Source organism: Bacillus sp. mrc49 (genome assembly GCF_002803435.1).
Genome location: NZ_PHNG01000690.1, coordinates 130,520 through 152,224, shown reverse-complemented (window position 1 = coordinate 152,224; position 21,705 = coordinate 130,520). Strand labels below are relative to the sequence as shown.

Annotated in this window: 22 protein-coding genes and 1 pseudogene; 5 read left to right on the top strand and 18 right to left on the bottom strand. The window is 42.8% G+C overall.

Annotated features, from left to right (window positions below):
- Nucleotides 1–297: 297 nt before the first annotated feature.
- From CVN76_RS14065 to CVN76_RS14040, 6 genes are all read right to left on the bottom strand, one after another.
- On the bottom strand, nucleotides 298–618 hold the full coding sequence (locus CVN76_RS14065) for a type II toxin-antitoxin system HicB family antitoxin (RefSeq protein WP_061142947.1): 321 nt from the start codon (nucleotides 616–618) through the stop codon (nucleotides 298–300).
- A gap of 110 nt (nucleotides 619–728) precedes the next feature.
- On the bottom strand, nucleotides 729–1,010 hold the full coding sequence (locus CVN76_RS14060) for a DUF4190 domain-containing protein (protein ID WP_100531770.1): 282 nt from the start codon (nucleotides 1,008–1,010) through the stop codon (nucleotides 729–731).
- A gap of 508 nt (nucleotides 1,011–1,518) precedes the next feature.
- Nucleotides 1,519–2,169: an amino acid ABC transporter permease gene (locus tag CVN76_RS14055; RefSeq protein ID WP_100531769.1), complete on the bottom strand. Its 651-nt coding sequence runs from the start codon at nucleotides 2,167–2,169 to the stop codon at nucleotides 1,519–1,521.
- Between the two features lie 14 nt (nucleotides 2,170–2,183).
- Nucleotides 2,184–2,822: an amino acid ABC transporter permease gene (locus CVN76_RS14050; RefSeq protein WP_100531768.1), complete on the bottom strand. Its 639-nt coding sequence runs from the start codon at nucleotides 2,820–2,822 to the stop codon at nucleotides 2,184–2,186.
- 109 nt (nucleotides 2,823–2,931) lie between these two features.
- Nucleotides 2,932–3,753, bottom strand: a complete 822-nt coding sequence (locus CVN76_RS14045) for a transporter substrate-binding domain-containing protein (protein ID WP_061140236.1) — start codon at nucleotides 3,751–3,753, stop codon at nucleotides 2,932–2,934.
- Between the two features lie 23 nt (nucleotides 3,754–3,776).
- Nucleotides 3,777–4,505, bottom strand: a complete 729-nt coding sequence (locus CVN76_RS14040; RefSeq protein WP_100531767.1) for an amino acid ABC transporter ATP-binding protein — start codon at nucleotides 4,503–4,505, stop codon at nucleotides 3,777–3,779.
- 639 nt (nucleotides 4,506–5,144) lie between these two features.
- Here CVN76_RS14040 and CVN76_RS14035 point away from each other — a divergent pair.
- Nucleotides 5,145–5,392: pseudogene (locus tag CVN76_RS14035) on the top strand (transposase); the annotation flags it as partial.
- 137 nt (nucleotides 5,393–5,529) lie between these two features.
- On the opposite strand, the gene CVN76_RS14030 reads toward CVN76_RS14035, so the two are convergent.
- Nucleotides 5,530–5,940, bottom strand: coding sequence for a hypothetical protein (locus CVN76_RS14030; RefSeq protein WP_100531766.1), 411 nt, complete (start codon nucleotides 5,938–5,940; stop codon nucleotides 5,530–5,532).
- Nucleotides 5,941–6,131: 191 nt separating this feature from the next.
- A complete protein-coding gene (locus tag CVN76_RS14025; RefSeq protein ID WP_100531765.1) occupies nucleotides 6,132–7,034 on the bottom strand; it encodes an AEC family transporter in 903 nt (300 codons plus the stop codon).
- Nucleotides 7,035–7,276: 242 nt separating this feature from the next.
- On the opposite strand from CVN76_RS14025, the gene CVN76_RS14020 reads away from it, so the two are divergent.
- Together CVN76_RS14020 and CVN76_RS14015 are read left to right on the top strand one after the other, a co-directional pair.
- Nucleotides 7,277–7,744, top strand: a complete 468-nt coding sequence (locus CVN76_RS14020) for a nucleoside deaminase (protein WP_100531764.1) — start codon at nucleotides 7,277–7,279, stop codon at nucleotides 7,742–7,744.
- Between the two features lie 423 nt (nucleotides 7,745–8,167).
- Nucleotides 8,168–9,223 (top strand): lactonase family protein, encoded by a 1,056-nt coding sequence (locus CVN76_RS14015; protein WP_100531763.1) that lies wholly within the window; start codon nucleotides 8,168–8,170, stop codon nucleotides 9,221–9,223.
- 63 nt (nucleotides 9,224–9,286) lie between these two features.
- Here CVN76_RS14015 and CVN76_RS14010 read toward each other — a convergent pair whose 3' ends face one another.
- The 5 genes from CVN76_RS14010 to CVN76_RS13990 all read right to left on the bottom strand — a co-directional run bounded on the left by CVN76_RS14010 (nucleotide 9,287) and on the right by CVN76_RS13990 (nucleotide 14,663).
- On the bottom strand, nucleotides 9,287–10,078 hold the full coding sequence (locus CVN76_RS14010; protein ID WP_100531762.1) for an endonuclease I family protein: 792 nt from the start codon (nucleotides 10,076–10,078) through the stop codon (nucleotides 9,287–9,289).
- A 93-nt stretch (nucleotides 10,079–10,171) separates the two neighbouring features.
- Nucleotides 10,172–10,786, bottom strand: a complete 615-nt coding sequence (locus tag CVN76_RS14005; protein ID WP_100531761.1) for an NUDIX hydrolase — start codon at nucleotides 10,784–10,786, stop codon at nucleotides 10,172–10,174.
- 286 nt (nucleotides 10,787–11,072) lie between these two features.
- Entirely contained in the window at nucleotides 11,073–12,413 is a 1,341-nt protein-coding gene (locus CVN76_RS14000; RefSeq protein ID WP_100531760.1) for an aspartate aminotransferase family protein, read from the bottom strand.
- A 70-nt stretch (nucleotides 12,414–12,483) separates the two neighbouring features.
- Nucleotides 12,484–13,941 carry a CoA-acylating methylmalonate-semialdehyde dehydrogenase gene (locus CVN76_RS13995; RefSeq protein ID WP_100531759.1) on the bottom strand — a complete coding sequence of 486 codons (1,458 nt, stop codon included), beginning with the start codon at nucleotides 13,939–13,941 and terminating at the stop codon, nucleotides 12,484–12,486.
- Nucleotides 13,942–14,114: 173 nt separating this feature from the next.
- Entirely contained in the window at nucleotides 14,115–14,663 is a 549-nt protein-coding gene (locus CVN76_RS13990; RefSeq protein WP_100531809.1) for a GNAT family N-acetyltransferase, read from the bottom strand.
- A 113-nt stretch (nucleotides 14,664–14,776) separates the two neighbouring features.
- Here CVN76_RS13990 and CVN76_RS13985 point away from each other — a divergent pair, with 113 nt between their 5' ends.
- Nucleotides 14,777–15,733: a D-2-hydroxyacid dehydrogenase gene (locus CVN76_RS13985; RefSeq protein ID WP_100531758.1), complete on the top strand. Its 957-nt coding sequence runs from the start codon at nucleotides 14,777–14,779 to the stop codon at nucleotides 15,731–15,733.
- A 185-nt stretch (nucleotides 15,734–15,918) separates the two neighbouring features.
- Nucleotides 15,919–16,119 carry a cold-shock protein gene (locus CVN76_RS13980; protein ID WP_029714163.1) on the top strand — a complete coding sequence of 67 codons (201 nt, stop codon included), beginning with the start codon at nucleotides 15,919–15,921 and terminating at the stop codon, nucleotides 16,117–16,119.
- A gap of 202 nt (nucleotides 16,120–16,321) precedes the next feature.
- Here the strand turns inward: CVN76_RS13980 and CVN76_RS13975 are convergent, their stop codons facing one another.
- From CVN76_RS13975 to CVN76_RS13955, 5 genes are all read right to left on the bottom strand, one after another.
- The gene (locus tag CVN76_RS13975; protein WP_232732224.1) at nucleotides 16,322–17,182 is read right to left on the bottom strand and encodes a crotonase/enoyl-CoA hydratase family protein; all 861 of its coding nucleotides are present in this window, start codon (nucleotides 17,180–17,182) and stop codon (nucleotides 16,322–16,324) included.
- A 516-nt stretch (nucleotides 17,183–17,698) separates the two neighbouring features.
- Nucleotides 17,699–18,691: an ABC transporter ATP-binding protein gene (locus CVN76_RS13970; protein WP_061140249.1), complete on the bottom strand. Its 993-nt coding sequence runs from the start codon at nucleotides 18,689–18,691 to the stop codon at nucleotides 17,699–17,701.
- Nucleotides 18,692–18,704: 13 nt separating this feature from the next.
- Nucleotides 18,705–19,712: an ABC transporter ATP-binding protein gene (locus CVN76_RS13965; RefSeq protein WP_061140250.1), complete on the bottom strand. Its 1,008-nt coding sequence runs from the start codon at nucleotides 19,710–19,712 to the stop codon at nucleotides 18,705–18,707.
- A 49-nt stretch (nucleotides 19,713–19,761) separates the two neighbouring features.
- The gene (locus tag CVN76_RS13960; RefSeq protein WP_061140251.1) at nucleotides 19,762–20,691 is read right to left on the bottom strand and encodes an ABC transporter permease; all 930 of its coding nucleotides are present in this window, start codon (nucleotides 20,689–20,691) and stop codon (nucleotides 19,762–19,764) included.
- Nucleotides 20,691–21,620 (bottom strand): ABC transporter permease, encoded by a 930-nt coding sequence (locus CVN76_RS13955; protein WP_061140252.1) that lies wholly within the window; start codon nucleotides 21,618–21,620, stop codon nucleotides 20,691–20,693. The genes CVN76_RS13960 and CVN76_RS13955 overlap by 1 nt, the downstream gene beginning before the upstream one ends.
- Between the last annotated feature and the right edge of the window lie 85 nt (nucleotides 21,621–21,705).

Genomic DNA, 21,705 nt, shown 5'->3' with positions numbered 1-21,705 from the left:
GACTATTGATACTTTTTACCTATGTTACCTATACTATACATATTCGTTATAAAGAACGCAATATCCTTTCCTCAAAAATAAAAAAATTATTTATTACCCAAAATAAATACCATCATCCTGTTTAGTAATGATGGTCATATCGATTGAAGATAGTAATGCATGCGTATCATACCGCCTGATCATTCCTCTATAGATTCCAATATGGTAAGATCCCACTATTGCTTCGTTTTTAACATTGATTCCCTTTCATCATCCACAATCCAAAATAAAAACCCTGTCCTTTACCAGGCAAGGCTTTCATTTTTCGTATGTGATATTTTCGATTTCGATTCGAAAGGGGGCTGACTCACATATATTAATTCCCCTATCAAGGTTCACCTTTTCCATTTCACTTGCATCCGGTATCGTTTTTTTATCGTGAATGAAATGTTCGACCATCGTTTCCAATAGTTCTTGAGCACAAGCTAAGGCATCTATCCGATTCCTGCCGCTAACTGAAGATACAAATCCCTCTTGCCTGAAATCCGGAAAACAAACTTGAACAGAGAAAGAATCAAGAATCAACGGATGTTTTTCATAATAGAATACAGCTGGATACTCAAAGATTTGAATGGTCAAATTATCATCCCTTCTTGAATATTTAGAAATATAAGTTAATTATAACATGAAATTCATGTAAAATGAGGTTTATCTTAGCTTTTCTATGTTTGTCAAGTTTTTTTTTGCTATTAATAGGTAGTAATGTCCGTATTTACGACAAAATAAAAAAACACGAAGAATATCAATATCGCGACAACATTCAAAATGATTCCTACTATGCTGCATACTTTTCCTGCTGTCACTAAACCATTCCCTGATTCCCCAGTAAGCTTCATTTCTGCTTTGCTCTTTGACGCAAATATTAATCCTAGTACACCCAATATGATTCCGATGAAAGGAATCAGCAAGGACAATACCCCCATGATCAGCGTGACAATCGCTTTATTGTTGCTCCGTTTCATTTCATCCATATTTACCCACCTGCTTTCTTATCTTATATATACGGCCACCGAAAGGAAAAGATTCAATTTTTATGCTTTCGATTGGTTATATAAAATCCATCCGCAATTCTTATCTTTAGAAAATAGTAACCCCTGAGAAATGGAATAATAACCATTTACCAGTTACTTCCATTTAACCATCAGTTATTCAGTCCCATAATAAATTCCAAAAAGGTTCCCGAATGTAACCATTCATGCAACCCTTGCCTCCCCTGTATTTTAGTGGATTAAATCGCTGCATTCGAACCTCCTGCAGGAATGCTGATGCAGTAAAAGCCCTGGCCGAGGAAGCTTCCGGAACGCCCGTGGAAAGGAAGTGCCTGCAGTGGAATGGAATGGCTGGTGAGCCCCTGCTGGGAGAGCGAGGAGCTTCAACATCCATTGACGGTTTTCAAACAAAATACTGAAGACAAACTCGATTTTTATCGAGTCTGTCTTCAGTATGAAACCACCTATATTCATAAAAAATGTCGTCTGTTTACGTTCGTTTCACTTCAAGTCTTTGCGCCACCAAAGACAGACTATAGTTAACGACGAAATACATAAGTGCAACCAGGATCAGGATCGGTATTAAATATTTTTGACTTTGTCCGTAGATGATCTGCCCATGATGGGTCAGCTCCGGCAATGAAATGACGACCGCTAATGAGGTGTCTTTCAACAGAGAAATGAATTGACTGACTATAGGAGGAACCATGCGACGCAGCGCCTGGGGCAAAATGATATGTATCAATGCCTGTGTATAGCTTAAGCCTGATGATCGAGCCGCCTCCATCTGACCTTTATCAATGGATTTCAATCCGCTTCTGATTACTTCGGAAAGCATGGCCGACTCAAAAATCGTCAAGGCCACGATGGCTGCAGGAATGATTTCCAGTTTAATGCGTATCTCTGGCAGTGCAAAATAAGTAAAGAAGATGATCAATAATAACGGTAAATTACGAACCGTTTCGACGATTAGAGCTAATATTTGTGATAAGACCGGCACTTTCGCGTAACGGATTATTCCCACAATACCGCCGATGATGAAGCTTAGAATGATTGATATAAAAGCTACCTTAAGCGTTACCCAAAATCCCTCTAATAAAAATGCTAGATTATCCGGTGAATAGGCACCTGCAAAATCCATACCTTATACCTCCCTCAATTACTCTTAGCCAGACGTTTTTCTAAATAACCAACGCCCAGACTTAAAGGAATGGTAAGAATCAAATAAAACGCGGCAACAAAAATGTAGACATCGAACACGACGAAAGTCCGCGAAGAAATCAAATCTCCATGGTACATGAGGTCAAGTCCGGCAACTACGGCTAAAATGGAAGAATTTTTCACGAGATTGATAAATTGGTTCCCCAGAGGCGGGATGACTATTTTGACAGCCTGCGGCAAAATGACGAGCCTCATTGCTTGTCCATAGGTCAATCCTGATGAGCGGGCAGCTTCCATTTGTCCTTTTGGCACGGAAAGTATCCCGGCCCGGATGGCCTCGGCTATGAAGGATGAAGTATAAATGGTTAAGGCTAACGTTCCTGCATACAGACCGCTAAGTTTAAGGCCGAGAAAGAAGAAAAATGTAATGATCAATAACGGTATGTTCCGAATGAATTCGACATAGGCGGTTCCAAGCCAATTCAGAGGCTTAATCGGGGCAATCCGCATGATGGCTACAAGTATGCCAAGAATCAAACTCGCAACTAATGCTATCAAACTTGAAAGTATCGTATTTTTAAAGCCTAATAAATACATATCCAGATTCTCTGTTAAAATGGAGAAATCAAGCACGGCATTCACTCCTTTAACTAGTAAGGATGAGCAATTAGCTCATCCCCACAGAAAAAAATGTTCAAATGTTGGTCAGACCTTCACCTTTTACATCCTTTTAAAAATTGTATTAGTGTTTAATCCATTTATCATGAATTTCGTCGTACTTACCTGAATCTTTAAGCGCTTTAAGTGCTTTATTCAATTCGGCAACAAAATCCGCATTTCCTTTTTTGACAGCAATTCCATAAGGCTCGTCTGTAAATGTACCGCCAACAAGCTCATAATTCGGATCTTCATCCGCCATACCATAAAGGATGGAATCATCCGTGGTCAACGCATCACCTTGCCCGGATTTCAGCGCCGCAAACGCTTCGGAGTAGTTTTCGAATTCAAGCACTTGAGCGTCAGGTGCTTTTTCACGTATATTTATGGAAGAAGTCGATCCTTTTACTGCCAATACCTTTTTGCCTTTTAAACTATCGATGCCCTTGATGTCGCTTCCTTTCTTAACTAGCAAAGATTGTCCGGCATCAAAATACACATCCGTGAAGTCCACTTCTTTTTTACGATCTTCCGTAATCGTCATGGTGGCTACGATTGCATCGATATCGCCATTATTCAATAAAGCCATCCGTGTTTTGGAAGTCACCTCTTTAAATTTCACTTTGTTCTCATCACCAAGAATTTCAGCAGCGAGCGCTTTCGCGATATCAATATCAAAGCCTTCTACATCTCCAGTACTGGGATTTTTCAGCCCGAATAACCTTGTATCATTTTTGACCCCAAACACAATTTCATCTTTATCCTTCACTTGTGCCAGTACATCTTTGTCCTTGTTCCCGCCTTCTTTGCCTTTGTCAGAATCCTTGCCGGAACTGCATCCAGCCAATAAAATGACAGCCATTAACGACAGCAAAGATAATTTCATCCATTTCTTTTTCTTCAACATGTAAATCACCCCTGTTTTCTAATTTAATGATTTAAGATACGGCTAAGGAATAAACGAGCCCTCTCTTCACGAGGATTGGCGTAAAACTCAGCCGGTGTTGCCTCTTCCAGAATCTTGCCTTCGTCCATGAATACGATTCGATCCGCCACTTCACGGGCAAACCCCATTTCGTGGGTGACCACCACCATCGTCATCCCTTCATGGGCAAGGGCTTTCATAACATCCAAAACCTCGCCGATCATTTCCGGATCCAAGGCTGAGGTTGGTTCATCAAACAGCATGATTTCAGGCCCCATCGCCAATCCTCTGGCAATGGCGACCCGTTGCTGCTGTCCGCCTGAAAGCTGGGAAGGAAATGAATTCGCTTTATCTCCTATCCCCACTTTCTCCAAATATTTAAGTGCAATCTTTTTCGCTTCCGATTCGGATTGTCCCAAAACCTTCCTGGGGGCAAGCATGATATTTTCAAGCACCGTTTTATGTGGATACAAGTGAAAATGCTGGAAAACCATACCGATATTCCGGCGCAGTTTGTTAATGTCCGTTTTTCTGTCCGCTACATTTAATCCATTAATGGATAGCGAACCGCCAGAAATCGTTTCCAGGCGATTGATGCAACGCAGCAATGTGCTTTTACCTGAGCCGGACGGACCGATGACCACGACCACTTCCCCTTTATTGATTGTTAGATTAATCTCCTTCAGCACCTGAAAATCACCAAAATACTTATTCACATCTTCAAAAACAATCATAATAAGCCTCCCTGCGACGAATGTAATATTTATAATAATCAGAATTGTTTATGTATCCGATAGCATCCTCGCTTATATCATTGCTGAAATCATCAGCATTTCCTGCCCCTGAGAAAACCTTTCCCTATTATTTCCCATCACAACTCTAGCAATACTTAAACCTAGCTAATTTATTGTTATTTTAATCTAGTAATTATAATAATATATTCAATATTCACAATTTTATTATATCTAATATTACTTAAAATTACCATATAAACTTTAATTTGTTAAAAATGATATTATATTTCATGATACTATTGCCATATTCCATAAAACATGCATATGTAAAAGCATTTTCCGGGGATTTATTTCCCGTAAGCCTATAAGAGCATTAAAGAACATAAAAAAAACAGCCTTAGCTGTCTTTCAGACTGTAGACAATGCGGCCGTTGGTTTCCTCTCCAGGTACTCGCTTTCCGCGGGCGGTCCGGGAGCATCCTCGGCTTTCAGCCTCCGGTGTCTCCCGTGACTCGCACTTCCCGCAGGAGTCTCGTACCTTCCGTTCCAACCAACTTTGTTTTACCTTTTAGTTAGAACACTTTTGCCTAGAGTCATTCTTGTTTTAAAATAAAAATATTAAAACTTGAGGTGATGAGGATGCTTTCAAAACATGATTCTATTCAGCGAGATCAACTTGAAATGATTACGTTAGATCAACTGGTGCCACCGAACCATTTGGTCGTAAAATAGAGGCTGCCGTGGACTTCACTTTCATTAATGACTTGGTGAAAGATATGTATTCAGAGGTAGGACGCCCAAGTATTGATCCCGTTATATTATTGAAACTGACTTTCATTCAATATACCATCGGCATTCGTTCCATGCGTAAAACGATTGAGCGTGTATAGGCAGATGCAAAAGAAAAGCATGGTCCTTTTAACTATAGGAGAAAATTCCAAGGGGATTTCAAAAGGGGGCTCGGAATTTTTTAATTCCGAACCCCTTTTGTCTACAAACTGAAAGACGGCCTTGGCTGTCTTTTTCATTTCTTGATGGCATCTTCGAAAGGAGCTGAAAAAAGGCCTCTTGGAGCCAGGATATCCGTTTCCGATTCACGACTTTCCCCTGCTACTGTATATGGACCTGCAGGAAAAAAATCAAACAGATCACTTTCCTTATGCAGGATCAGGAAATACTCGTATAAATCATCCATCAATTCTTGATGTTCTTCCGGCTTTATACATTCACCGTATTCATCAAATTCAAAGTTTTCATTAATTGCATCTTGAAGTTCATCATGGTTGGAAGAAGCGATATATAGATCCACATCTCCACATTCCATACATAAGAGAAGTTTATCCTTTTGAGCTTCTTCAAAGGATTTTCTGACGATTCCCATTAAAATAGCTTCAATCTTTGCCGGATTAGATAGTTTAATTTTTGTCTGAAGCAAAGAAACCCCTCCCCATTTAAATACAAAGCATTTGAAAAGTATATACCAGCTCGGAACATTTAAAAAGCAATATCTCTGAGGTACAACAATTCTAAGACAATCTCACATTCCATCCACTTCTCGTGAAGCAAAATATCGCTTCATGATAAGCGGGAAACGCAGCTCTCCTAGTCTGATAAAATGCGAGGCTATTATAATACAAAGAAAAAGATGATTGGAAGCGTGATCAAGCTTAATGACGTACTTATGAACGTAGCGCTCGATACGAATTCCGGCTCAGTATTGAATTGGAGTGCATACATTGTCGTGTTGGCCGCCGTCGGCATCGCAGCCACGATGATCATGATATGCCTGACCATATCATCAACCGGCAGTGCAAGTGAAATCAGGAAAGCGATTGCTGGTGAAACGGCAAGTTTAAGAAGAAGCGAAACAGATAGCTTCCGGTATGCCATTTTTTTCAATGATATGTTGGCAAGCTGCATTCCCAGTGTAACCATGATTGTCGGGATTGCCGCATCGGCAACAAGGTTTACTGCTTCCATAACCGAATTGCTTAATGGGATATTCGCCACTTGAAAAGCGGCACCTGCCAATGCCCCATATACGATCGGCATCTTGCACACCGCTTTCAGCGCGGTTTGAACTCCATTTCCCTCAGGGCTGCCCTTCGCCGCGAAATAAATCCCGATCGTGCACATGACTAATTGCTGACCCACCATCAGGATGATGGCATAATCGAGCCCTATTGCCCCGAACAAAAGGAAAATCACTGGAGTTCCGTAATTCCCATTATTCATGAAGGCGGACGCCAAAATCATGCCGCTCGTTTCAGTTACCGTATAATTCCGGAAAAAAGCAATGATATAGACCACCAATATGAGCGAAAGACAAAGTACAATCGTGAATAAGAACAGATAAAGATAATCAATCGTAAATTCTGCAGTATAAAATGTTCGAAATATCAGGAATGGTGACATTAAATATAATGCCATCGTGGAAATCGATTTTGTATCGAGATTAAATTTTTTCTGACCTATGAACCCTAAAACAAAAATACCGAAAATCGGTAATAAAACGCCTAAAAACCCCATACCTTTCACCTTCATCATTTTATTAATTTTAATCTAACCATATCAGTTTTATATTTATTTGTAAAAATTCATTTAACGGACCCAAATTCAATGTCACATACCTTAACATAGGTGGGTGTTTTAATTGTTTCCAGAAAATAAATTCCATTTATATCTAAATATGTTATATTATATAATATATTCACGTAATAAAATATACCATCAAAACTTATTAGTTTATTACTGATTAAGGGGTGTTTTAAATGGACGTAAAATTCATGGAGATGGCTGTGCGACTTGCGCATGAAAATGTATTGGCTAAGAATGGCGGACCTTTTGGCGCCATTATCGTAAAAAACGGCATCGTTATCGGGAGAGGCTGCAATAATGTGACAACAGCAAACGATCCAACCGCTCACGCCGAAGTGCAGGCAATCCGTGATGCATGCAGAAACCTCAATGCCTTCCAGCTGACCGATTGTGACATATACACAAGCTGTGAACCTTGTCCGATGTGCATCGGTGCCATTTATTGGGCGCGGCCAAGAGCGATCTATTTTGCTAGTACCAAGGAAGATGCTGCACATATCGGTTTTGATGACCACTTCATTTACCAAGAACTCTCCATTCCAATCGAAAACCGTGCCATTAAGATGGAACGGTTGTCTTATAACGGCCATGATCTGCCATTCCGGGCTTGGGACACCACCAGTGAAAGAGTGAACTATTAATCGGCAAGATAGGGAATTGAAAAATGCTTCAGCGATCATGCTTTAGGTTCAATTCCTGCAGACTGCATCATTAAAAACGGGAAAATCGCAAATGGGTCCTTCGCGTGGCACCGGTCGATATGGAGGATATCCACAATCAGACGAGCAGGGAAAATCGTCCATTCCTCTTTCTTTTATGGTCACTTGCACAATCCTGATTGGTCCGCCCTTCTGACCTTTAACAGGACCAGGGCTTGTTTTCCATTTACCGGTTCAGTCATTTCCCCGTTGAAGCCACAATGCCACTTGGATAAGCTGGAATGTCCCCCCTGACTGAGGGGGGGCATAAAAAAGGATGCACCATTACACGAACCCTGTAAAGGATATTGGGTTGCATCTATGGTAAAATATAAGTAAAACTATAAAACTCTTGGAGGGATCTATATGGTGAACCATGTTCAAAAGATTATCGGGTATATCGGCACGTACACAAAAGGCGACAGCAAAGGCATTTATCGCTTTACCTTAGATACAGCAGAAGGGAAACTCAGCACACCTGTTCTTGCAGCCGAATTAACCGATCCAACTTATGTTACGATCAGCGAGGACAAAAAGAATTTATATGCCATCTTAAAAGAAGCGGGAAGCGGCGGGGTCTCTGCCTATTCCATAAATGGAGAATCAGGAGAGTTGACGTACCTTGGCAAACAGCTGACACCTAATGGTTCTTCCTGTCATATTAGTGTCGACAGCAAAAAAGAGGTTTTGATCACTTCCAATTATGGAGACGGCCTGATTGAAAGCTATCAGCTTCAGACCGATGCGACTCCAATGCCTGTATCTTCCACCATTCGTCATGAAGGCCGCGGACCGAATGAAGAGCGCCAGGAAAAGGCACACACTCACTTCGCTGGTTTCACGCCGGATGAACGTTTCGTTGCGGTAGTCGATCTTGGTATCGATAAAGTGATAACGTATGAAATACATAATGGTATTCCGGAAGAAGTAAGCAGCCTATCAGTCTCTCCCGGCAGCGGACCTAGGCACTTGACGTTCCACCCTAATGGAAAGTTCGCGTATGTGATGGCAGAGCTTGTACCCGAAGTCATCGTTTTAAGCTTCGATGATCAAACCGGGCGTTTTTCTGAATTACAAACGGTTCGGAGCACGCCAGACGATTTCAAGGAAAACAACCAAGGAAGCGCGATTCATATTTCTGATGACGGACGGTTCGTATATGCCGCAAACCGCGGACATGATAGCATAGCCGTTTATGAAATCGCTCAAGAAACCGGTCAGCTATCCTTTGTCGAACTCGTCTCTACGGAAGGGCATTGGCCTCGTGATTTTTCATTTGACCCTAGCGGAAGATTTTTGATTGCTTCCAATGAACAATCCGGAAACCTTACCCTATTTTCCAGGAATGAAAATACCGGAACATTAACACTGTTGCAAAAAGATATCGAAGTTCCCTTTCCGGTTTGCGTAAAATTCCTTTAATTCTATCAATCAAAAAAGGAAGGAAGCTGCAGTGCCAGCTTCCTTCCTTTTTATTACCGGTCTTTACAACCACTTCTCCGCCATTTCAGGAAAGTCTATGAATGGGTTTCGATTACCCTGGATTTCCTGAATAGCTTGATTTCTATGTTTTTCATACGTACTGACCGGAAATAGCCGATGCCATTCCAGCAAAAGAGCCATGTTCACATTGCTGCTATTGATGATTCCCTCATATCTGATAGAAAAATACATGGTTGCCCTTGCTACAATTCCTTTGCCGTATTCAGGTTCGAACTTCCCTTCTTCCGATTTGCCGCAACCCGCTTTAATCCCAGCAGCTCCCACTTCCGGGACATAATCCTCAAAATCATGGTAGGGAAAGTTGCCTCGGCTGCTGTTACAGCCTGGTTCACAAGCAAACAGATGATGCAAATCCCCCCGCATCGGTTCTTTTTTATTGAACCACGATTGGGGTACGACATGTTCACAATTGACGAGCATGTTCTCAAGTTTTTCGGATTGGCTAGTCAACACTTCCAGTATACGAATATCTTCCTCGATGGCTTTAATGGGATCCATGCCTTTTCCGGAATACAGACTCTTCAACTTTCCATTTTCCTGTAAATCCACCCAAGGGTAAACATGTCGATGCGGTGAGTAGTTCAGCTGGTTTTTATGGGTAACTGCCAGTAGGTTCTTCAGTTCATCCCTACTTAAGGAATCTTCTTGATAGTACGCTTTCTTCAGTTCCTGATCTTTGTTTTCGTCGTAGTATTCGCGATTTTCACTAAATTCCACAAGGGTAGCCATAGCCATTTCTCGTTCCTGCTCTAGCACTTCAAAACTATTCTTCATCCACTCATCCCTCCCAATTCTATTAAAAACCATATTTTCCGTAAATTAAGTTTAATTGATTTAATTGGATAAAAAAAGGTGCTTTAGAAGGGTCTAACGCAGGATTTCAATGAAATGGGTAAGGATTTTCGCTGTCAATCCCCAGATGACGCGATCCTTATATAAGTAAAAATACTCTTCCATCTGTTTTGGCTGCCATTGATAATTTTCCCCGCCCACGATTAAATCATGGGGGAAGTTTTCATGCGGTTCAATTTTGTATTGGACATGATAAATCTCCGGCGGTTTTTCCATAAAAAACGAAAGCGGGACAGTGAAAATGGTTTCAACCTCAGCTGGATTAGGCGTGATCTGCTGAAGGTTACGGACAAAGCCCGCAAACGGATAAACGATCATTCCAAAGGGGGATACCAAATAATCGATCGGAAACACATGCGAGATATCATCCTTACCCAATCCAAGCTCCTCATTCGTTTCCCTAAGGGCTGCCGCCAGCTCATCACAGTCAGACTTGTCTATTTTTCCGCCGGGAAAGCAGATATCCCCCGGCTGCCTCCTTAATTTGTGCGAGCGCTCTTCAAAGAGAACGTGCATTCCATCTTCTTTTTCTATTAGCGGCACCAATACCGCATACTTTGAAAAATTCCCGCTCCCCAATATTTCAGGGCTATGTACCATCAGTTTTTTTGTTATATCTTCACTTTTCATCTCCCACACCTCTATTTATGAATAATATGAACGATATAAAATCGATGCATAAGCAAACGATCCTTATCCCTCCATTTTCAAACATCCGTGAAAACTAAGCAAGGAAAACGATTTCAATTCCAAGTATCATTTTGTACAAGGAAAAGCTTCAAGTGCGATGGAAGGTTTTAAAGGGCAGAAGAAAAATAGGCTTTCAGCTCATATGATTCCGTGTAAAGGTTCTCCATATGGGCAAAGAAAAAAGCACCGTCACATGTTTTACGGTGCCAAAACAGATTCTCTTGTTTTATAATTCAGCTAAAGTGCTCTTTACTGTCGTCACGATGAAGGAGAAATCTTCATCTGTAATACTAAGTGGCGGAGCAAGTGTGAGAATATTATTGAAGCCCGCGACCGTATCGCCATTTTTGCCGATGATCAGTCCCTTTTCCTTGCAGGACGCAATCGCTTTATTGATTTTGGAAAGCTCAATCGGTTTTTTTGTCTGTTTATCTTCGACAAGCTCGATGCCTACCAATAATCCTTTACCACGTACATCCCCCACATTCGGATGTGATTTGATTTCTTCAAACTCTTGCAGGAAGCGAAGCCCCAACTCTTTTGAACGTTCTATTAGTTTCTCATCTTCATATATTTCCATATTCTTCAGGGCAAGCGCACAGGAAGCTGGATTGCCGCCAAAGGTATTCACATGCCGCAAGCGATCATAATCATCCGAACCGACATACGCTTCATAAATTTCCCGTTTTACGGCAGTAGCCGATAAAGGCAGGTAAGCGCTGGTAATCCCCTTTGCCATCGTTACGATATCCGGTTTTACATCATAGTTCATGAATCCGAATTTCTTTCCCGTTCGGCCAAACCCGCAAATGACCTCATCGGAAATAAGCAGTACGCCATTTTTCTCACAGATTTCCGCGACACGCTTCATATATCCTTCAGGCGGCATCAGAATTCCGCCACCGGTGATGATCGGCTCCATGATCACCGCTGCCACAGTCTCGCTTAACTCCCATGTAATCGTACGTTCGATTTCCGCCGCACTTTTTTCGCCGCTTTCGTCCTCTGGATTTCGATAGGAATCAGGCGGCGACACATGAAGGAAGCCAGATGCAAGCGGTTCATACTTATACTTCCGCTGTGCCTGCCCCGTTGCCGCCAAGGCTCCCATTGTATTGCCGTGATATCCGCGGTAGCGGGAGATGAATTTATAACGGCCATGATCGCCTTTTTGCAGGTGGTACTGCCGCGCTATTTTAAAGGCGATTTCATTCGCTTCCGAACCACTGTTGGAAAAGAAGATGACATAATCCCCGCCAAGCCAATCATTCAATTTCTCCGCTAGCTTGATGGCCGGGATGTGACTATTCGTTAAAGGGGCATAAGGAAGTTCCTTCAGCTGCTCATAAGCTGCTTCAGCCAGCTCCGTTCGTCCATAACCGACATTGACACACCATAAACCGGACATCCCATCCAGATAACGATTCCCATTCACATCCGTGATCCATGCTCCTTGCCCCTTTTGAATCACCATTGTCCCTGGGTTCGGTTCGGCCCCTTTCATATGATGCCAAACGTACTTTCCATCCCTCGTCTTATAATCCTGACCTTGTTTTTCAACCTGCATAAGATACACCCCTCCAGAATGATGTATAAAGCAGGGTCGAACACAAATTGTGTCGACCCCATGAACCGTATCAGTATCTCGCCGTCAACATTTTCTTTCTTGTGTAAAATTCCACGCCATCCCTTCCATTGGCATGAAGGTCTCCGTAAAAAGAACTTTTATATCCAGAGAAAGGAAAGAATGCCATCGGGGCTGGCACCCCTAGGTTCACACCAAGCATCCCTGCATCAATCTCTTCGCGGAATTCCCGGATGGCGCTGGCGCTATCCGTATAGATGCAGGCTCCATTGGCAAATTCAGATTGATTGGTCAACTCAATCGCTTCTTCCAGGGAATTGACCCGTACGATGGATAAGACAGGCGCAAAGATTTCATCCTTCCATATCTTCATGTCCGTTTTCACATGATCGAATAATGTCGGGCCAACATAATAGCCATTCTCCTGATCACCTTCATTCCTGCCATCACGAAGGAGAGTCGCCCCTTCTTTTTCCCCGCTCTCGATATATTGCTCTGTTCTCTTTTTATGCGTATCACGAATCACCGGACCTAGGAATACGTCCTTATCCATCCCATTTCCAATTTTGATATCATCCGCTGCAGCCTTTAATCTCTCGACGAGCTCGTCTCCCACCTCTCCTATGGCAACGACGACCGAAGCTGCCATGCAGCGTTCACCAGCTGACCCGAAAGCTGCATTGGTGATGTTCGTCACCGCATTATCCAGGTTCGCATCAGGCATGACGATCGAATGGTTTTTCGCTCCCGATAAAGCCTGGACACGTTTTTTATTGGCAGCTGCCGTTTTGTAAACGTATTCAGCAACAGGCTGGGATCCAACGAAAGATACCGCTTTTATATCATCATGCTCCAAAATTCCATTCACGACGTCGTGGGCACCGTGGACAATATTGACCACTCCATCAGGAACGCCTGCTTCCGTCAATAATTCGACAAGGCGGTTCGCCAAGAGCGGTGTCCGTTCTGAAGGTTTTAAAATGAACGTATTTCCACACGCAATCGCAAGCGGGAACATCCAGCACGGAACCATCATCGGGAAATTAAAGGGCGTGATTCCGGCAACGACTCCGATTGGGTAGCGATACATACCGGATTCAATTCCAGGGGAAATATCAGGCAGCTGGCTCCCCATCATCAAGGTAGGCGCACCTGCTGCGAATTCCACGCATTCTATTCCGCGTTGAACCTCCCCATAGGCTTCCGTGTAGCTTTTTCCATTTTCAATCGTGACTAGTTTGGCAAGCTCATCCCAGTGTTCGATCAACAATTGCTGGTAACGGAACAAGTAGCGTGCCCTTTTTGGCACAGCAACCCTTTTCCATTCTTTGTACGCCTCATTTGCAGCTTGCACCGCTACACGGAGATCGTCCTTAGTGGAAAGCGGTACGATTGCCAAAGCTTCCCCTGTCGCTGGATTGGGCACTTCTTCATGCTTCGATGTAGTGGATTCCACCCATCTGCCACCGATGTAATTCTTCAACGTTTCAACTTTTTTGATCACTTCCATTGAGATACCCTCCAATTCAAATCGATTTGATAGTTTAATTATATTTTTCAATCCGCTCTTTTACATTAGACGTTTTGTATATTTTCGCCTTCGATATTTGCACATAGTGTTCGTTTGTGAAATTCCAACTTAATGCCAATTTTTCAACCAACCGTCTTTTTTTAGCTAGAAGATCAGTTAATGATGGCATACAACTTAAGGTCGACATGCTCCCCTTTCACAAACATCCCTTTTCTTATGATTCCTTCAAATGACATGCCTGCCTTTTGCATGACTCGTTCCGAACCCGTATTTTCAACAAAGCAGCGTGCTTGAATCCGTACCAGATTCATATTTTCGAAGCCAAAGGCCACGATTTTTTCGACAGCCTCCGTCATCAGGCCCTTCCCCCAATATTCCGGCGCCAGCACATATCCTATTTCTGCATGATGATGATTGACCTGCCAGGAAACATAGTCGATGGTACCGATCAACTTACCACTTTCCTTGTACTGGATTCCCCACGGAGCAATGTGGCTGTCCTCATAATTTTGCAGGATAAGCTGGATGTAATCCTTTGTAGCACTTAAGGAGCCGTGTGCGTCCCAAGTGACGAAACGGGAAACCTCCCGATTGGATGCATAAGCGAACATGTCTTCGGCATCCTTCATGGTTACCTTCCTCATGATTAGACGTTTTGATTCGATGACAGGCAGGTTTCCGTATATATCCTTTAGATTCATGTTCATCCCCACTTTCATTATTTTGTATGGATAAAGCCATCCTAACACTTTTCTTAATTGAAATATAAACAAAACTTACGTATAATTCAGAAAAATGGCAAAGGAGAATGGATATGTCCAAAAGAAAACTCATTATCAGTCGAAACCTGAATGAGCCTTTATTGGAAAAAGTTAAAGAACTTGTCCCCGATTGGCAGGTGATCACTGGTAGATCACCTGCCATATGGAAGGATCATCTAACGGATGCCGAAGTGATCGCCGGCTGGAAATCTTCCATGTCTTCAAGCATCGAAGGAAGTGATGTGAAATGGATACAGACGTGGAGTGCCGGAGTGAACAGCCTGCCCCTGGAAAGGTTGGAACAAAAAAATGTCCAAATAACGACGGCAAACGGTGTCCATGCCTATCCTATATCTGAAACCATTTTTGGGTTCCTGCTTACCTTGACAAGAAAATTAGATACATATAAGAAGCAACAGCTAGAAAAGTCTTGGCAACCCGCCAAAATGCATCTGGAAATCCACGAAAAGACCATCGGAATCATCGGTGTTGGTAAAATCGGCAAGGAAACCGCCAAAATTGCCAAGGCTTTTGGCATGACCGTATTGGGCTTGCGCCACTCCGGGAAATCCGAGCACGATGTCGATGAGATGTTCACCCAGGAACAATTGGCTGATTTACTTCCTAGATGCGATTATATTGTCGTGACTCTCCCTTTGACGGCAGAGACAGAGAATATGTTCGGCCAAAAAGAATTCCAGCTTATGAAGCCTTCCGCTTTTTTCATTAATATAGGCAGAGGAAAGCTCGTAATCCAGCAAGAATTGATTCAAGCTCTTTTGGAGGAGCAAATTGCAGGAGCAGGCCTTGACGTATTCGAAGCAGAACCGCTTCCAGAAACCAATCCTTTGTGGGATATGGATAATGTCATCATCACTCCGCATACATCGGGGGACACTGAGCTGTACGACCAACGGCTGATCCAGGATATCTTCATTCCTAATTTAAAGGAATATCTTACCGGCAGAACACCTTCCACCAATTTACTTGATTACAAAAAAGGCTATTGATAATCTTTCTGCATTTGGGCACCATAAATAATCTTGCTTTGTTCACTTGCAGATTCCGACATAATCTGTTATATTTAAGAAGAATTATTTTTGTTCGGGAAGATTGATAAGTGAAACACTTTTCGTCTAATGATTGAGCAAGGGTAGTAACACAATGTGTGGATTCACACTAGGAGGCAACAACAATGGAACAAGGTAAAGTAAAATGGTTTAACGCAGAAAAAGGATTTGGCTTCATCGAACGCGAAAATGGAGACGATGTATTCGTACATTTCTCAGCTATCCAAAGCGAAGGATTCAAATCATTAGACGAAGGTCAAGAAGTTACTTTTGAAGTTGAGCAAGGTCAACGTGGACCTCAAGCTACTAACGTTCAAAAAGCATAATTTTTAATACAATATATAACAGACTCTACTTGTAGGGTCTGTTTTTTTTATTTTCAAAAAAGGCAAACATAAAAAATCCCTATTCACTTGGAATAGGGAAACATGAAACAAGTTTAGTAAATGGTAAACACAGTATACCACACTAAGAATGGAAACCCTAATTTATCCGAAAAGTAAAAATTATCACGCACTTCACCATCACTCATTTCTTGTCCGGTTCATACGTTCGATCCGTGCTCCAAGGATAAAAAGGAGGCATATCTGTGCTGCTTTTCATTTTGAAATCTGCTCTTCTTTTCTCCAAAAATGCTTCAATCCCTTCTTGAGCATCCGCTTGTTTTCCTGTCCAATGAAGCATCTTCGATTCTATTTTATGTGATTCGACAGGATGGTTCGCTCCGAGCATCGTCCACATCAGCTGACGGGATAGAGTCACGGAAACGGCAGATGTGTTCTGGGCAATGTCTGTTGCGATTTCCATTGCGGCAGCCATCAATTCGTCTGGTCCGACAATTTTATTCACCAGCCTGCCCTCATACGCTTCGTTGGCTGATATCATCCTGCCGGTATAAATCCATTCAGAAGCTTTCCCCATGCCGACAAGTCTAGGTAGAAACCATCCGCTGCATGCCTCCATCGTAATCCCTCTGCGAGCGAAAACAAAGCCCATTTTCGCCTCCGTTGAAGCTATCCTGATATCCATCGGCAATGTCATGGTTATCCCTACCCCAACCGCCGCGCCATTAATGGCCGCGATGATCGGTTTCTTCAGTTCGAAAATCCGCAATGCCAAAACCCCGCCTGCGTCACGGTATTCAACCAAAGGGGTGTGGTCCATGAAGGTTTCAGCCCCCTTCTCCAAATCCATTCCAGCACAGTAGGAAGCACCAGAACCCGTTACAATGACGGCACGTACATCATCATTAGCGTCTGCTTCATCAAAAGCGAGAATCATTTCCGCACACATCTTTTCATTGAAAGCATTCATTCTCTCAGGACGATTTAGGGTGACGATCATGACATGATCGATGATATCACTGGTAATCGTAGAATACACCATCATTCCCTCCCTCTCTCACACATTGAAGCATTCAACAGATATTTCTTAATATTTACATATAATTACATATTATATGTTTTATATTCATATTCCCAGTTATTTATTTTTATAAACGGATAAATTTTCCCCTATCCACCCTTCGCTACCGATACTAAACTAAAAAGGTTTCGGAAAAACATCCCAAAACCCATTTACTATTCCCTTTAAATCCCGTCTGCACAATGAATAACAACGGTCTCCCCCCCACCATGATCTCCATCGAATTTTTCTGAAAGCTCTACCAACATATCTGCTGCTTCAAAATCATTTGGAATTAGGGGAGGATGGCGCTCCTTGATTTGAATTTAACCTTTCCCCGCGAGTGATCTAGTGGTGGAAACTTCTTCGTGAAGCAGGTTTCCAAGGCAATTTTTGCGCTTAAATAAATGACATAATTTTCAGATCACTATTTTCGTATCCATACAATATCATTTGTCCGCTAAAAAAAGACCAGTTGCAAAGGGCAACTGGTTTTTAGGTTTACCAATATAAATGACACGCAACGAAATGCCCTGGCTTTTGTTCTTTCCATTCAGGAACGGCACTGGAACATATCTCCATCGCTTTAGGGCAGCGAGTCCGGAATACACAGCCGCTTGGCGGATTGATCGGACTTGGCACATCGCCTTTCAGGACGATTCTTTCCCGCTTAATGGTCGGGTCAGGAATCGGCACTGCCGAAAGCAGGGCTTGAGTGTATGGGTGCAGTGGATCCTTCGTTAACGATTCACTATCCGCCAGTTCCATCATGCGTCCGAGATACATGACCAAGATGCGATCTGAAATATACTTGACCATCGATAAATCATGCGCAATGAATAAATAAGTCAAGCCCATTTCTTTTTGCAGTTCTTTCAATAAATTGACGACTTGAGCTTGAATCGAGACATCCAGTGCAGAAATCGGTTCATCACATACGATGAATTTAGGGTTTAAAGCCAACGCCCTTGCAATCCCAATCCGCTGCCGTTGCCCGCCACTGAATTCATGCGGAAAACGAGTGATATGTTCCGGACTTAGACCAACCAGCTTTAACAGGTCTTCCACACGTTTTCTTCTCTCTTTTCCCTTGGATATCCCATGGATGGCAAGCGGTTCGCCAATCAATTCCTCCACCTTCATCCTTGGATTCAAGGAAGCGTATGGATCCTGGAAAATCATTTGGATTTCACGGCGGATATGTGACATTTCCCCCTGTTTATAATCAAAAATATTTTTACCCTGAAAAAGGACTTCTCCATCTGTAGGTTCATAAAGACGAGTAATCGTCCGACCAGCCGTCGATTTCCCGCACCCGCTTTCGCCTACAAGTCCGACAGTTTCTCCAGGATAAATCTTGAGATCCAAACCATCCACCGCTTTCAGCGTCTGAGAACCGACTGAAAAATGCTTTTTCAGATTCTTTATTTCAACAAGAGGAGAATTTTCGTTGACTGTTTTTTCTTTTACCGACTTATTTTTTAGTGAAACCATTGGTTCTCCTCCTTCAAACATTAGCTTGCAGCTGTGCTGCTTTTGCCATTGGATGGTGAAGCCAGCACGCAGCTGTCTGTCCCTCTTCCACTACTTCTAGTTCCGGATCATGGTCTTTGCATACCTTCATGGCTGATTCACATCTTGGATAAAATGGGCATCCTTTCGGCGGATCCAGCAAATCCGGCGGCGATCCGATGATAGGTACCAGCGGAGCCGTTTTCTCCATATCGAGTCTCGGCACCGTCTTGAGCAGCCCTCTTGTGTACGGGTGCTGCGGATTGGAGAATATCGCTTCAACTGTCCCCGTTTCCACAACCTTACCAGCATACATAACGACAACCCGTTCGCAAGTTTCCGCAACCACTCCAAGATCGTGCGTGATAAGGATGATGGAAGTTTCCATTCTGCGTTGAATATCCTTCATCAATTCTAGTATTTGTGCTTGTATCGTCACATCCAAAGCCGTCGTGGGCTCATCGGCAATCAATAGCTTCGGTTCACAAGCTAGCGCCATCGCTATCATCGCCCGCTGGCGCATGCCGCCTGAAAACTCATGCGGATATTGCTGCATCCTTTTTTCCGGCTGCGGAATCCCTACCAGTGTAAGTGTTTCTAACGCTCGGTCGTATGCATCTTTTCGGGAGATATCTCTATTATGCTTCAGAATACCTTCCATGATTTGGCTGCCGATTTTGGTCGTAGGATTAAGGGAAGTCATCGGGTCCTGGAAAATCATGCTAATATCATTTCCGCGAATCTTCTGCATTTCCTTTTCGCTTATTTTAATAAGGTCTTTCCCGCCAAAATTAATTGAACCAGTTCCATACTCTGCTGGAGGTGTCTCCAATAATCTCATGATAGATTTTGCAGTGACACTTTTGCCGCACCCGGATTCCCCAACGATGGCAACGGCTTCCCCTTTTTTCACTTCAAAGTTAACGCCGCGAACAGCCTGTACTTTTCCTGCATACGTATGGAAGTTGATTTGTAAATCTTTAACTTCTAATAGGTTCTCCATCATCGTCCCTCCTATTCTAGTACTATCAAATCTTTATGTTAGGACTTATTTATTTCCGTAGTTTTGGATCCAGGGCATCCTGAAGTCCGTCACCAGCCACATTGAAAGCGAACATGGTTAAAGAAATCAATATTGCCGGGATTAAAAGTTGATAGAAATTCCCTACCAAAATGCTTCCTAGGGCATCACTTGTCAATGTTCCCCAACTTGCCTGCGGCGCTGGCACTCCCAACCCCAAAAAGCTTAAAGTTGCTTCGGCAAAAATCGCTGTTGGTACAGTCAATGTCAAATTGACAAGAATCGGTCCCATTGTATTCGGAATCATATGTTTTCTTAACGTCCAGCTCGTGTTGGCTCCAGATATGGTTGCTGCATGAATGTATTCATTCTCTTTTAACTGTAGTACTTGCCCCCTTACCAGTCTTGCCATCGGGATCCACCCAGTAATCGACATCGCGATGATGATCGGCAATATGCCTGGCTTCAAAACAACCATCATCAAGATGACCATCAAAAGGTAAGGAATCGCATAGATCACTTCTGCAAAACGCATCATCATGTTATCCGTGCGTCCGCCGCGGATGGCTGAAATCCCGCCATAAAGCACACCAATCAAAAAGTCTATCAGTGCTGCCATCAATCCGATGAACAAGGAAATCCTCGCACCATACCATGCTCGCGTAAATAAATCCCTTCCTGAAGAATCCGTCCCGAACCAATGCTCGCTATTAGGGCTTAAATTCTTTTTCTCGAAATCTTGTCCATAATATGTGTAACCGTTAATATATGGACCAAATATCGCCAGCAGGACCAGGAGGATTATCAGGACGAATCCGGTCATCGCCAGCTTGTTTTCCTTGAAACGACGCCAGACGTCAGACCAGTATGAAACTGTCGGTCTCGCAATTTTTTCGGCTTCCTTAAAGTTTCCTTCAGCGGGTTGGAACATATCCTCTGTAAAATGCACTTTATCTGCCATTATTTTTTCTCCCCCGTCACTTTAATTCTTGGATCGATCAGCGTATAGGCAACATCAACGATGAATATCAATATGATAAGCACTGCACTGTACACAATGGTTGAACCAAGAATGACCGGGTAGTCTCGGTTGGAAATTCCCTTTACGAACATATCCCCCATGCCCGGGATACCAAAAATACGTTCAATGATGAAGCTTCCAGTCACGATATTAGCCGTTAGGATACCAAGAATCGTGATGATCGGCAATAACGCATTCCGTATCGCATGCTTGATGATGACTCCGCTTCGTTTCAAACCTTTTGCTTTTGCTGTCAAGATGTAGTCCTGCCCCATTACCTCAAGCATGCTTGTCCGCATCAATCTGGCAATGAAAGCAAGCGGCATCATGGACAGCGCTATGGACGGCAAAATGGTATGCTGCCATGTTGCCCATGTAGCAACAGGGAATATGTGCCATTTGATCGCGAAATAATTGATCAAAATGGTTGCTAAAATAAAGTTCGGTACTGAGATCCCTACGATGGCAATGACCATTGAAAGATAGTCCGGCCATTTATTTCGTTTCAGGGAGGCCACTACACCCAGGATGAGTCCAAAGAAAATGGCAATCACCAATGCTTGTGCGCCTAAATGCAAGGACACTGGAAATCCCTTCAAGATGTAATCATTCACTGAAATGGATGAGGATTTAAGTGAAGGACCAAAATCAAACTGAACGACTTCCAATAAATAATTCCCATATTGGGTTAACAAAGGCTTGTCCAATCCATAGTGTGTTTGAAGATTTTCATAAACAGCCGGAGGCATTGCTCCTTCTTTGGCAAATGGATTTCCCGGAATCGTATGCATTATGATGAACGTTAATGTAATAACCGCCCACAAAGTAATAATCGCCCATTTAAAACGATTTAATGTATATCTCAACATGGTAATCACCCCAATCATCGATTTTCTAAGGAGTTGAAAACGGAAATGAATTCATGAAATATTCAAATTCGTAATTGAAAATGGG